Source organism: Pseudobacteriovorax antillogorgiicola, from assembly GCF_900177345.1.
Taxonomy (GTDB): Bacteria; Bdellovibrionota_B; Oligoflexia; order Oligoflexales; family Oligoflexaceae; genus Pseudobacteriovorax; species Pseudobacteriovorax antillogorgiicola.
In genome coordinates, this window is sequence record NZ_FWZT01000003.1 from 317,803 (window position 1) to 331,446 (window position 13,644).

Consider the following 13,644-nt stretch of genomic DNA (forward strand, 5'->3'; position numbering starts at 1 on the left):
CTGTGGATCTATTATCTAGTGAATTGGATCGACAGTCTTCGATGTCAATGTTTAATGATGGGATTCATGTCGCGCTGACAGTTGCCATAATATCGGCTTGTCTAACGGTGTGTAGGAGATGTTATGGAATTTATATTAAACCCGATGAAAGTAATTAGAAAGTACCAATCACAAACCTTTAATATTATCTACTTTGTTAGTAAGGGCAAAATACGTTCATTTACTGCAAGTGGTAGCTTTCTAGTATTATCAGTCATAGCCTTAGTTTTGTCCATTCTTTGGCTATTAAGCAGCAGCCTTATTATCACGTCTTTGCATAGCAAAGTTGGAGAACTCCAAGACGATTTACAGTATAGCCGAGAAACACTATTCAACCTACAAGCCCGCTACGAGCACGTATTCGATCGTTCATACCAGCGGCAATCCATCGATAAAACTGAACCAGAGTTACCTGCTACCCTAGAAGGCCTATTAAGTGCGATTCCCGATACGGGCCCTCGCACGAACCATGGTCCCCAGGATAACGCTGACCCAAATACCGACTTGATAGAGCCCAGCAACCCAATGAAACCTGCAGGCCAAAAGGCAAGTGAACCAGCAGTAGCTTCAAACCAAGCTAAGTTGCAAAAAAAACCTGCACGAGAGTCACTAGTAAAATTACAAGCAAATCTGTCAAGCACCGACTCTCTAAAAGTCAGCTATCGGGTGATCAACCAATCGCCCCCCAAAGTGCAGCGAGGCTTCGTTGGGATGGTCTCAAGTTGGGTCAATGCTGAAGGAGTATCGCAGTATTTATCATATCCTCCCCAAATCGACATCCATCACGAAGGAAACAGCCTGCTACCCAAGCACCCCGCGAAAGGATTAAGTTTTAAGATTCGACGCTTTAAGAAAGATATGATTGAGATACCTACCGAGGCCATAAAGGGCCTTACTTTAAAGCAGGTGATGATTTACTTGGCTGATACCAAGGGGCAGATTCTCCACATGATCCCCTTAAATCCAAAGACAATAAGCCATTAGAGCAGCCCTCATTGATCCCTACAGGGAGTGTAGGCTAGATCAGTCAGCGTAGGGCGAAATCAATACAAAACTAGAACATTATCTTGGTACAAATGTTGCTGAAAGAATAACGACGTTTATCTAACGAACAGATGAGGAGAGCGCAAGAAACATGATCGCTGCGATTTTAAAAAAACGCGGTGCAGATGTGATCTCAGTGTCGTCAGTGAAGGAGGCTTTCGAAGCCTTTTCCCATGGCAAATTCGATATTCTCATCAGTGATATTGCCATGCCTGGGGCGACCGGCTATGATCTCATCAAGGATATTCGTAATCTACCGAAGTCAAAAGGCAGTGACATTCCAGCCATCGCGCTAACCGCTTATGCCAGTGTTCAAGATCGGCAGGAGGCTCTAGCTGCCGGTTTCAACAATCACATTGCCAAACCCATTGAACCAAACGACCTTATACTATGCATCATCAAAGAGCTCGAACTTGTGTAAAAGTCCGTTCACCCGTCCTCCACCAGATATTCTTTCGCGGAACTAAAACACTGCTTTGCATGATAGATAGCCAGCTCTATCTCTGAGGGAGTCAACTGCCATCCATTGATGAAAACAGAAGCCTCTTGCCACCAGCCACTCAGTCTCGCTGGGGATTGGGTCAAGGGTGGTACAAAGCCTGGATACAGTCTTTTGAAAAGCCTTGTGGTCATCTGAAGGCCTTTTAAACTACCTTCACTAACATAAACTAAGGCCACGATTCCCGGCCTGCTCACATGGGGCTGGAGCACCAAATGGCTTGGCGCTGCTTCATGTTCCAAAAGCCAATCCACCCTAGCAGCAATATCGTAGCTCGATCCCTTCAAAAAAGCCTGGCAGTATTGATTCAAGAATTCATAATTGCTCTTAAGCCAAGAGGCTTGCCGATTGGAGAATCCAATCAATTCAGCTTCGTTGGCTTCACCTTTCATCAACTTAACGATGAATGGGTGGCGATCAACCTTATCATGGTCGTATCGCGTTTTTTCCCGTAGCAATGTCAAGGTACTTTTATCCAACTGCTCGTCAATAAGTCCCACAAGTATTCCTTTTAAAATCAGCCGCTACAGAGGCAACTCCTCATGGCTATTGATTCGGCATCACTGATTTGATCACAGCAAAAAGCTCCTCTGTGGATACCGGTTTCGAGATATAGGAATTGAATCCATGTTCCAAGGCTCTGATCCTATCCTTCGGATACGAGTATGCCGTTAGCGCAATAGCTTTGATAGAGCTAACCTCCGACCTCGGCGAGCTTCGCAATGACTTGATCAGCTCATAACCATCCATCTCGGGCATGCCAATATCAGAGATAACAAGGTTTTGTTTCGGATCGCTGGAGAGCAGGTTCAGCGCTTCAATGCCGTTGCCGGCAGTTTTTACATTCGCACCTTGCAAACTTAAAACTTTCTGCAAGAAACTTGCCGCGTCTGTTTCATCCTCAACAATTAAGACATTTAAGTTTTCAAACTCTCCTCCCGAACCCAGCTCATCTTCGTCATAGATACTGACTTTAGGGCTTTCCGAATCGACAAAAGCAACGGGAACGGTAGGGAACTCCACCTGAAATATTGTGCCCCTCCCTCGCCCTTCACTACTGGCGCTAACCTCTCCACCATGTAGCTCAATGAGCTGCTTTACAATTGCCAAGCCAAGGCCAAGGCCCTTCTTTTTGTGGTCCTTATCCAGCTGTTTGAAACGCTCAAATACTAGATCCATTTCATCACGATCGAGCCCGCGCCCATAGTCTTGCACGGAAATGGACACTGCCCGATCAGTTTTAGCGAGCCTGACTTCAACAGAGCTATCGTGGGGAGAAAACTTAATGGCGTTACTTACCAGATTCCAGATAATCTGTTTGACTCTTATGGGATCTCCAATAACCGATAGGGAATGACCTTCGGAACTGCGACAGAGCTTGATATTCTTAGCGATAGCGGCAGCCGCAAACCCTTCGCAAACACTATTGACAATATCAGGAAGATATACCTGCTGCACATCAAGCTTTAAGTTACCTGTAATAATCTGCGAGTAGTCTAGGAGATCTTTGATCAGCTGGCTCTGGGTTTGGGCGTTGTTCTGGATGACCCTTAGAGCATCTTCCTTATCCTGCGAGGTAGCCGAGCGATTCAAAGCAATTTGCGACCAGCCCAGAATAGAATTCAGCGGGGTTCGTAATTCATGGGATATATTAGCAAGAAATTGATCCTTAGCCTTATCAGCCTCTTGTAGCTTCTTAACTGTGACTTCGGCTTCAAGCAGTTTATTGACAACGTGAAAGGCAAAGTAGGTATTAAACTTCTCTGATACCAAGACATCAGCCTCGGACCAGCGCTGTGACTCACCTTTCACAGTTTCTTGCCAAAGCTCAAAAGACCCCCTGGGTGACAAGCGCTCTGCCTTGGGCAAGTTGGGAGCCTTTGGCTTTCCTCCCCAATTTATCTGGTGGATCTTTTCCTTTCGAAACCAAAGAGTTCCTACATCCGCTTTATCAAGGCTTAGCCAAGATAAGAGATAACCTGCGATATCTTGTGATGGAAACGGAAGGTCCTTCTGACGATGGCTATACTTGGTCGCTTGCAGATCCCCCTGTTTTGACTCTTGGATCAACCGAGAAATCTGATCATTAGTCGGAGTATCGCCGACCTTGATGAACTTACCGCGAGAAAAATATACAAAACCGCAGGCATCTTGCAGCTTCAGCAAGTCTTTGCCCATTTTATCTAGAGCTGCTTGGAGAGTTTTCTTCTTTGATAGCCGTAGGATCAGTTCGTGGAGGGCCTCGTTCCTTTCAAAGGTTCGCGACGCTCGTTCTTCGGCCTCTTTTGACCCCAGCTGATGGCTGAAGCTTTGCCCGAGAACCTCAAGATTAAGCCTTTTCTGCATACTTAGGTAGAGGGGCGCATAATGATGGCAAGCAATGAGACCCCACAATCTATCATTGATAACTATGGAAACCGATAGTGACGCCTTGACCTCCATGTTCCTAAGGTATTGCAGGTGAATCGGAGACACGCTGCGGCTCATACTATGTGTCATATCAATATGTTTTCGACCCGTCCTGATATCAGGATAAATTCCGGCTTGCTCACCATCAACATCAGCAATAATACGAATCCAATTGAGCTTATAGAGCGCTCTAGCCTGTGCTGGTATATCGCTTGCTGGATAGTTGAGCCCTAAGAATGGTTCTAGAATTTGCTCCTTAGCTTCCGCAATAACTTCGCCATTATTTTCCTGATCGAAGCGATAAACCATCACGCGATCGTAACCAGTATAACCCTTCACCCATGTTGCAACCTCTTGGGCCTGCTCCATAAGACTGCTACGATTCAGCTTTGGAATCACAAAGCTCTCGCCGCTGCGGTCCCATGATTTGAGTCCAGATCCCTTGGTTCCAATATCAAACTCAATCACCATTTGATCATTGCTTATATAGGCTACCCCAGCCAGCTTTCGAGCAGCATGGTCCACAAGATATGATTGATCTAGACAAAACCTAAAAAATTGGCGGCTTTGGCTCTGCAAGCACTTGGCATATAAAGTTTCAATCTGCTCACGCGCCTAATCACCACCATCGAGGAACTGGTAAAAACTTGTGCCCAGTTCCGGCTTTACTTTAAAGAGTCGATCAATATTTCCACTGTAGTAGCAAATATCTCCAGTTTGCACCTGAAAGCCAATCAACAACCCAAAGTCTTGAATTGCTTCCGGCCTATGAATGGGCTCATCTTCACAATTGTCTAAACTAACGATATACTCTTCCTGTGAGCGACTCATATGATACCTACGTGACTAGAGATTTCTCACCAATGACATACAAGTATTGATCACCTGTAGCGGATCGGTGTCCTTCGAGATATAACTGTCAAAAATTTTTGCCTCAGGGATATGTCGATAGTCGTAGGAAGTATAGGCTACCAACAACTTGCCATCTAGCTTTCCATCTTGAGACAAGCGATTCAAAAGACTTAGACTATCGCCATCTGGAAATGAAATATCACTCAAAATCAAATCCGGCTCTAAACTTAAGTGAAGTTCTTCCAGATCTTTCAAGTTCGAGCAGAACTGCCAAGTCATGTGCTCTTCAGCGCCCATAATTTCAATGACTCGCCGAAGCATTTTCGATACGTCTTCACAATCTTCGGCAACAAGAATCTTATAGGATGCCAAACCTACCCCCCCTAATAAAAACATGCAAGTCGTTGCGAACCGAAACACACGGGAAAATATGCGTTCAGCTCTATCTCTGTTTGACAGTAGGGCATAGGTTACACTTAGAAGGTCCTCTCCCTCAAGACCTCCATCTCAAGTGCCAACTTTCGCTGCATTACACGTCTATTTAGTCATAAAGAACTTCAGTTTAAATGTCTAGTTTTTTGCGAAATGAGATAATCTATAAAGGCTAGTTGCTAGGCTGCTGTCAAAATAAGCGAAAGCCCATTTGACAGCAGGAGTATCAATTGATTTTGGAGCGGTGATAGTGGGTGGTCATCTTATTTGATACATGGGTGGTAAGTCCCTTTCAAAGATCGTAGCTGGATGCATAAAGAACTCTTGAAAATCCTGATATGCAGTGGTTCCTGTTAGACCTTTGTGAGGAACATAAGGCCCACTCCATGTACTATTGATCCAGGTTAACACCCAGGCGATTCCCCTCGCCTTGGGGTGACTTACAATTGGCTTTAAAATATGTTCCGTCCAGAATCGGCTATCCACTTGGGGGTACCCATTTCTATGTCCTGTCTCTGTGAAAGCCGCAAGTTTGCCCTTTTGCTCCGCATATTCAGTTATGATTGCCAAACTTTCCAGCATCCTCTCAATACTAAAGTAAGAGACACTTCCCGGTTCATAGCCATCGATGCCTAAAATATCTACGTAGTTATCACCGGGATAGTAGGTGAAGTCTGGATCAATGTTTGGCGACCAAGCAAACAAAACGTTATTGACCCGCGGTTTCACGTAGTCAACAAAAAGCCTGTAGAACTGAATATAATTCTCATTCCCTATGTGATTTCCCCACCAAAACCAATCGCCATTCATTTCATGAAATGGGCGGAGCACAATTGGAAAGCCAAGCTCGTTGACAATGGAGATCATCTCGTCGAGTTTACTTAGAAACCAGGGAAGAGCCTTTGGGTCTTTTCCAAGTATTCTTGGCACCAAGTCTTTTGTTTTTTCACTCACGTAAAACGAAGTACCATCGGGCCCAGTCATATGCCAATCGAAAGTTACAACGGCACCGCGGCTATACGCTGCCTGAACAGCTTGAAGGTGAATCTCCCTCTCCTCATCACTTTTATCCAGAAAGTAATGAAAATCCGAACCATGCAAACCTGGATGATCCCCCACCACGGACTTCACATCAGAACCATTGACATCTGAGTTAAGACCACCCACACGACTAAAGTCGGTGGGAAACTCCTGCCCAAATATAAACTGATCACTAGCAGCAATCGCTCTAAGATTTTGAAACAAGGCTAGGGTTTCTTTGCTAGCATCTTCATCGACTACTTTTGCTGGGAGCTGGGTAGCAATGGACATGCTACCTGACATAAAGAAGATACAAGACGTGATAAAAGATCTAAGCTTTTCATTCATAAGCACAACCAATCCTCCTGAAGTTTGGATTAGTCGTAACCTTTAAAAAGCAACCAGGAAATAGTCTTTAACTGAAGTCTCACTTGTCTGAACTAAGATACAAATTGGCGAATTTAAAAACCTTCAATTGCGCCTAGAGTTTAGTTGCTTGAACTTCGCCAATTATCTATGAGCTCAATCGCTTTCTGAGGCCAAAACATCCCATCTTGGGGAGCCACTCCTTCTGGCCCCACACCATCGGATTCTCCAGGTGGCTTGATCCAAAGATAGCCATCGATTAAAGGATGCTTCACATCCAAAGTTGGAATACTGCCTAGGCCGACTCCATCGGGGTTGCACCATTCGTCGGGATTTTGAATTCCACGACCATTGCGACCTGTGTCGATCACAAAATGCTTGCCTCCTAGATATCGTGATATCTCTTCTCCGTAGCCAATATTCCGATCATTCTCAATGTAGTTTGAAACGTTTAAGGCAAAGCCATCGGCTATATCCACACCCGCACGGGCTAGGAATATTGAGATATGAGCAGCATCGAGCCAGTTAGGATTGCCTGCATCAATATATAGCTTTATTTTTGGGCATTGTTTCAGAATCTCAATAGAACTTCTTAACAGCGATATGAGCAGGTTGACTTGATCTTGATCCTCGTTGTTCGCCAGACCGCATAATGCATTCGGTTCGAGGATGATAATCGCCTTTGAAGAGCCTACTACGTTAGCAATGGTACGAATCCAATTGAGATAGTCTTCCACAAACGATAGCTCAATCGCCTTACCATAAGTCTCTTCTCTCAGGAATAGTCGGTAAATCACAAATATCGGGACACTGTCTGAATGATTAGCTTGCCGCATCAAACGGCTTAAGTCTGCATAAATATCGCGATTCCACTCCCCTAGCCAAACCGCTTGTGGCTGCTGAGCGAGAAAGAGAAGCTTCTGTCTTTCCGTCAGGTCGAGACTAGGAATCGTTTCAATCGCAGAGCGCACCTTGCTGTCTCTGCGCGTCCAAATTTTTTCAGAAGCGAAGTCTTTGGAGCGCACAACTTTGGAAAAAATCATCCGAGCTGGCGAATGCTTCGCAGTAATAAAATTCTCATACCGTTTCAACGCCTCCTGACGACGACTACGAGAAACGGTTAGATTTTGATCGTTGGTCATGGTGATCACTAGAGGAGAACGTTTAGAGAAGCGCTTGACATAATCAAGATTCACGATCGCATTTCTGTGAATCCTCACGAAGTTAAGGTTAGGTAGCGTCTTTTCAATCTCTCGAAGTGGCTTATCATAGGCCCAGCGATCCTTATCGGTGACAAGGTAGGTTTTGTGATTCTCACTCACGAAAAAGAGAATTTCGCTACTATGGAAAACTTTCTTGTTCACACCAATCTGTAAAATGAAATTGGAGTTCACGATATCATTTGCGGTTGTCATAGTCATCTGCCCTCAATAGAAAACCCTAAGGTGTCCTAGATGTATTATATGCCCCCTATGTAGCACAAAAACCTCGATAATTCAGTACTATGTAGAAAATTTTCCAAACTGAGTCGCCACAGAATTCCTGGAACCCTTTTTCAAAAATTTATGTAGGGTGGCTCCAATTAAAAGTTTTTTTGGGAAAATCAGTGAGTTTGCTGGCTCTTGAGGTGGGATAGAGAAACCATATGGAGTGATAAAAAAATGTGACTTTCGAAAAGATATACTTGAGTCTCCTACAAACGTCATATTGACCCTAAACAAGTCAGCTATGCTGAGCAATATTGTTCAAGAACGTCAATCAAACATTCGTGATCTTTAACAAGTGGAGGCGATTTGATTGAGCACAGAAGGGTGGAGCGAGATGCTCCACACCAGAGCCGATCTCATTATGGTTGTTGCCGATACGGACCACCGTTCGCGCTCCAAGCAACTCCGCTGGAGCGTTCATCTGGGCTGAGCCCGAAGCTGCCAAAGGCCAACTCACCGCTTTGAGTGATCTGTAGGGTCGAATAGAATTCACGGGGCTCGAAAACATCTCCTGCGGGCCCAGCCTGCCCAGTGACATCTTTACTCTCTCCAGCCACCCAATCGTCAAAGCCGTACAGCTGGGTACTATTTGCATCATCAATCAATGGTTCGTAATACAAGGTCACAGTAGCCTTCAGCAATTCCCCTTGCCAAGCCACAAGCCCCGCATCGTCGATGGATTCTAAATCGTAGATTCCACCATATTGCACCATAAATAATGGCTCAGTCTGACAATTGGCATCTTGAAAAGCCACCCGACCTTCCGCAAAGCTTTGGCTATCGAAAAGATAGATCATCGCATCGCCTTGCCCAAAACAGCGCCCAGTCCATTGCGACGCCATTAACTTAGCCTGGACAGCTTGCAATTCAGGCTGTGTTTCTGTCGTACCTCCTCCGGTTCCATCGGCGTCCCCTACTCCACCGCCCTCAAAGACACTGGAATCGGAATTCGACGTAGACTCTTGACTTTGCTCTGATTCAGGATTCTTTAACACACCTTCATCACAGGCTAGCGAAAGACTTGCGGTACCTATACTAAGAGCTACGTTTAACAACCGTTTCATTTTATCCCCTCCTACATTGAAATCCTTGTTACAAAGATTTCGTCGGGGAGTTCGATTATTACCTTAAGGGCAATTTTTACTCGGTATCAGACGAGGTACTGTTTGGAATCGCCATAGCTAACCGGGCAAGGATTGCCCAAGTGATCGTGGTGGGTCAGATCTTTTCCGCAGCCCGGAGAAATCGGGCATCAAACTCAGCACCTGCCTTTTTACTGGCATCCATATTGACAAAAATCTTGGGCTTACCTTGTATCAACTCATAAGACACACAAATCCCCATGCTACGAATTCCAGCGAAGGACAAAACCCTCTTATTTGGCAGCTTTTCCAGGCTAGCTAAGACCTGCTCCTCAATCCCCTTGCTGATATATACATTCGAGATCTTCTTATCTTCCAATACCTTGGCAAGATCTTGTGATGCAAGATCGATTTTCTTTACCTCAACCTCCATATTCTTAATCTTTTGTTTCTCTAGAATCGTGCTAAATGGCTCGAAGAAGTTATTTTCGTGAGATCTCGACTCCTCATTTTTCGAACTAAAGACAAAACCAATCACAATAGTTTGTTTGACACGATCTTCTAGATTCCGATCATACTTCAGCACCTTAGCTGTTAGCACACCTTGAAACTTAGGTGGAACATCGGCTGCCCATAATCGTTCTCTAAAGAGTACCCCAATGAGGAGAATCCAGATATATCTCATGAAATATTTCATTCTGACCTCATAACCGCAGTTGTATTTGTGAACAAGTTCTAATCTCCACTAGAGCGCAGGGCTATTGATTCCAATAAAGTAGGTGGCTGATAAGCTATCCGCATAGCCGTATTGGCTTTCATCACTCGCAGTTAAATTCCGGCCATTGAGAAAAATATCAACTAACGAGGTTACTTGATAAGAGACCTTGGCATTAAGAATCGTTACAGCACTAATCACATCAGTTTCTGTTTCATTGTAGTTACGAAATGTTTGTTCCCCTAAATGATACCCGTGCAGGTTAATAGCGACTTTTTCTACAGGTCGCAGTTCTAAGGTAAAACCGCCATACAACTCAGGTGTCGATTCAGTGAAGGACTCGTCCTCATCTTCCTTATCGTAGTAACTAGTCTGCTGGAAGGTCAAATAGGGATTGAACTGTAGAATATCCAAAGGCGATGTTTTGAGGCTTAAGGTTGTCCCAATCTGTTTAGCATTACGGTTGATGTTGTCATATTTCCAGGTTATTTGAGCCTTGTCGTCTACTGTTTCACTAGAGAGGTATTCAAGATCACTCAATTTATAGATAGACGATGAAAATAGGTTGAGATCTAATAGTAAGCTGCGTGAAAAACGTCCGCGATAACCAAGACTGAATGAATCGGTTGTCATGAGTTCTAACTCATCATTCCCTAGATAGAAAATATCGGCTGCATCTGTTGAAATTTTATAGCTCAAAAAGTTATCAACCATAAACGGAGCTCGATTCGCTCTCGAAACAGATGTATGAAAAATATGATCAAGATTCACCTTATATCGTGCTGAGAGCTGATAGGAACCGTATTGGGTATTTGGCTTATCGTACTGATCAATGCGAGCTGCCCCCAATAGCCGTAGCCGATCTTTGAAGAGCGGCTTCTCGGCGAATACGGCAAGAGCAGTAGTAGATAGTGTCTGTTTTCCATCGATAAAGTCACCATCATAGCTGGCCTGCCGAATACTCAGTTCAGGACGGATCAAGATCCCGGCCACTTGACTTGTATAATCCACAAGTGCATCTAAAACCTGCATCTTGTAACTCCACTCGGAAAAGCCAAGGCTTTCTTGCTCCCCTTGAATTGTGGATATCTGGACAGAAAGGTCTTCAAGCTTTAACCGAAGATCGAGATGGCTGGTATCCGATTCAAAGCTAGTGAGTGGCGTTGAGAAGCTATTGACCGCAACTTTCTGACTAAGTGATTTTTGAGAACTACCTGTCACCTTAAGATAGGACTGACTAGAGAATTTGTGATGAAGCTCTAAATTTACTCCGCCTTTTTTTAACGACGTTTCTGGGTCAGGGTAACGTTCATCTGGATTTGAAATTCGATAAGCCGGATCATCAAGGTTTTCTATATCAGGTTGACTCAAAGTTGAGGTCAATCGATCGAAGTCTCGATACTCACCAGCTGTCCAATCATAGTACTTTGCATCAGGCCTCTCACGTTGGCTGTGGTTGACTGATAGACGCAGGCTGGTGTTTTTAGAAATGGGATAGCTCAGAGCCGCTCCACCCACGTAATTTTCCGCCCCATTGCCATTAACATAGGCAGATTGTGTCATCGATCCATGAGTGACGGATCTCGTGACAATATTTAAAACCCCTGTCACTGCATTGGGGCCGTAGAGCGCTGACGAAGGCCCCCGAATTAGCTCAATCCGCTCCACATCATGAATCTCAATTGGTAAGGTTTCCCAAAACACCCCTCCGGAAAAGTAGTTATAAACCACTCTATAATCGATCATCACCAGCATGATCGTGCTATTGGGAAAAGGTAGGAGCTTATTGGTAGAAACATCATCATAGCCGTGGATATGGACATCATAGACTCCAGAGCTTTGTTCTCTAACAATCACCCCTGGCATCAAGCGTAATGCCTCTGGGATTGATGTAGCACCCGATGCGATGATATCCTTTCTTTGAAGCACTGATACAGGCAACGATGAATCCATCAAAGGTTCCACCTTTTTCGTCACTAGCTCGATGATTTCTATATCAAGGAGATCTTCCAGATCAAGATCGAGGTAATCGTCGTCCTGTGATGAGGCATTCCCGGCTCCCAAAACCATCAGGAATAGCACAATCAGCCTGACGGACAACTTGAGCTTAGCCCCAGAAGTGAGAGTATGTTTGCTCAATTCCATAACAGTTCCTATCACAGTTATTATCTAGTCAAGAAAGCCATGTTCTGAAAGCCAAGACCAACCAGATAGCCAGTTGTCTGTGCCACTAAAAGCTCCTGAATACTCTGTCGCATCAAACCAGCCATCAGACCTACAGCTATCGATCTGACTACCTAGAAGGGGACTGGAAGATTGCGGGCGAGGATCAAGACTGCCCTGGTTATTGGCATCAATATTCACAGTCGTTAGTAGAGGATCAAGTTCCTGTAAAGTGAGAGCGCCAGCATTACTTGAATGAACCGTGCTTCCACCGCAATTTGAGCCAAAAATATTTGATGACACATATAGTAGGTCAGTATTACCAGCTTCAGTTGGTTCTACCTGACTTAAAATTTCTTGTGTTCTAGAATCGCTCACGCGCATACAGACCCCATTGCCATCCTGTATAGCGATGTTACGAAAGTCGCCACCCGTACCTTCTCTCAAACGGATCATTTGATCCCCCTGATCGGTTACATTGTCTCCATCCTCATCAAGATCTGCTTCGGGAATCGAACTTGTAGGGCCTAGTAGGGTAGCATTGCAAACAATAGGAAATGATCGGGGTGAGGCATCATAGTTGCTGCCGTCATTGTCCATTTCAAAGGCCCTACCAGCCAAATCACGGCCAGCAAGGGTAAAGATATGTTGCAGTCGTCCTTGATAGCCAAGATCAGTATCAATAGCATCATCACGAACAAACAAGACCGATACATACTTGGCATCGACCGTACCACCAAAAAACTCCACACCATCATCTTGGTTCCAGGCAACTTCAATATGCTCAATGGTCGTTCCACGCCCCACCCCTGCCAGAGTCAGACCATTGATCTCGTTATTTTCACCGATGTTTCGCCCACCATACCAAATCCTCACGTAGCGAAGAATACCACTGCTATCCTCGGCATCGTCTCCACCGTAGCTTACTCCAGCGACCCCTTCTACAACTCTCTTCTCAAGGCTGGCATTAACCGGCGCTTGCCCCAAGATGATCAAGCCACCCCATAACCCCCGTGCTGGTAGATTCGCATCATCTGTGGACGACGTAAACGTAATGGGTTGTTCAGCAGTTCCATTGGCTATAATAGTTGCCCCAGGTTTAATGATCAGTGCTGGAGCTAAACCTTGGACGTCTGAAGCAATCGAGCGAATCGTTGTTCCCGGCTCGATTGTTAAGGTGACTCCAGATTGAACGAAGGCCTGGCCAATAAGAAGGTACTCTTTACTTGATGACCAAGTGGTATCCTTATCTATGGAACCTGACACTTCGATAAAATCCTCGATGTCATCGAAGTCCTGAAAGCCGCAAGCAGCAGCTCCCAGAATGATCAGGTAGCATGAAAGCAAAGCGCCATAGGTGTTGGCTTGTAGCATAACCATTCCTCAAGCGAGATAAAGTTTCGTCAATTGATTCTATTGAACATGGGTAATTATTGCAGGCAGGCTATTGATAAGCAAACAGATTTTTGCTGATCAAGAAGCTCTCCCGCTCTCGCACTTTCATTTTGTGTGGAACTTTTTGCCTAGCGACCGTTA

The 13,644-nt window shown here is 44.9% G+C and carries 11 protein-coding genes and 1 pseudogene; 2 read left to right on the forward strand and 10 right to left on the reverse strand.

Annotation, left to right across the window (positions count from 1 at the left end):
- Positions 1-123 precede the first annotated feature (123 nt).
- The gene (locus B9N89_RS05760) at positions 124-1,023 is read left to right on the forward strand and encodes a hypothetical protein (RefSeq protein ID WP_132315927.1); all 900 of its coding nucleotides are present in this window, start codon (positions 124-126) and stop codon (positions 1,021-1,023) included.
- 142 nt (positions 1,024-1,165) lie between these two features.
- Positions 1,166-1,504, forward strand: a pseudogene (locus B9N89_RS05765) (response regulator); the annotation flags it as partial.
- An 8-nt stretch (positions 1,505-1,512) separates the two neighbouring features.
- On the opposite strand, the gene B9N89_RS05770 reads toward B9N89_RS05765, so the two are convergent.
- From B9N89_RS05770 to B9N89_RS05815, 10 genes are all read right to left on the reverse strand, one after another.
- Positions 1,513-2,082 (reverse strand): heme oxygenase-like domain-containing protein, encoded by a 570-nt coding sequence (locus tag B9N89_RS05770; protein WP_132315923.1) that lies wholly within the window; start codon positions 2,080-2,082, stop codon positions 1,513-1,515.
- Positions 2,083-2,128: 46 nt separating this feature from the next.
- Positions 2,129-4,516 carry an ATP-binding protein gene (locus tag B9N89_RS05775; RefSeq protein WP_143478123.1) on the reverse strand — a complete coding sequence of 796 codons (2,388 nt, stop codon included), beginning with the start codon at positions 4,514-4,516 and terminating at the stop codon, positions 2,129-2,131.
- A 90-nt stretch (positions 4,517-4,606) separates the two neighbouring features.
- A complete protein-coding gene (locus tag B9N89_RS05780; RefSeq protein ID WP_132315919.1) occupies positions 4,607-4,822 on the reverse strand; it encodes a phytochrome family protein in 216 nt (71 codons plus the stop codon).
- Between the two features lie 15 nt (positions 4,823-4,837).
- On the reverse strand, positions 4,838-5,215 hold the full coding sequence (locus B9N89_RS05785; RefSeq protein ID WP_159455171.1) for a response regulator: 378 nt from the start codon (positions 5,213-5,215) through the stop codon (positions 4,838-4,840).
- Positions 5,216-5,533: 318 nt separating this feature from the next.
- Positions 5,534-6,643, reverse strand: coding sequence for a glycoside hydrolase family 26 protein (locus B9N89_RS05790; protein ID WP_234996072.1), 1,110 nt, complete (start codon positions 6,641-6,643; stop codon positions 5,534-5,536).
- A gap of 140 nt (positions 6,644-6,783) precedes the next feature.
- On the reverse strand, positions 6,784-8,082 hold the full coding sequence (locus B9N89_RS05795) for a glycoside hydrolase family 6 protein (RefSeq protein ID WP_132315913.1): 1,299 nt from the start codon (positions 8,080-8,082) through the stop codon (positions 6,784-6,786).
- 425 nt (positions 8,083-8,507) lie between these two features.
- Positions 8,508-9,212, reverse strand: a complete 705-nt coding sequence (locus tag B9N89_RS05800; protein WP_132315911.1) for a hypothetical protein — start codon at positions 9,210-9,212, stop codon at positions 8,508-8,510.
- 154 nt (positions 9,213-9,366) lie between these two features.
- Positions 9,367-9,915, reverse strand: coding sequence for a YfiR family protein (locus B9N89_RS05805; RefSeq protein ID WP_234996070.1), 549 nt, complete (start codon positions 9,913-9,915; stop codon positions 9,367-9,369).
- A 60-nt stretch (positions 9,916-9,975) separates the two neighbouring features.
- On the reverse strand, positions 9,976-12,090 hold the full coding sequence (locus tag B9N89_RS05810; RefSeq protein ID WP_132315907.1) for a TonB-dependent receptor plug domain-containing protein: 2,115 nt from the start codon (positions 12,088-12,090) through the stop codon (positions 9,976-9,978).
- Between the two features lie 24 nt (positions 12,091-12,114).
- Positions 12,115-13,482, reverse strand: coding sequence for a hypothetical protein (locus B9N89_RS05815; RefSeq protein WP_132315905.1), 1,368 nt, complete (start codon positions 13,480-13,482; stop codon positions 12,115-12,117).
- Positions 13,483-13,644 lie beyond the last annotated feature (162 nt).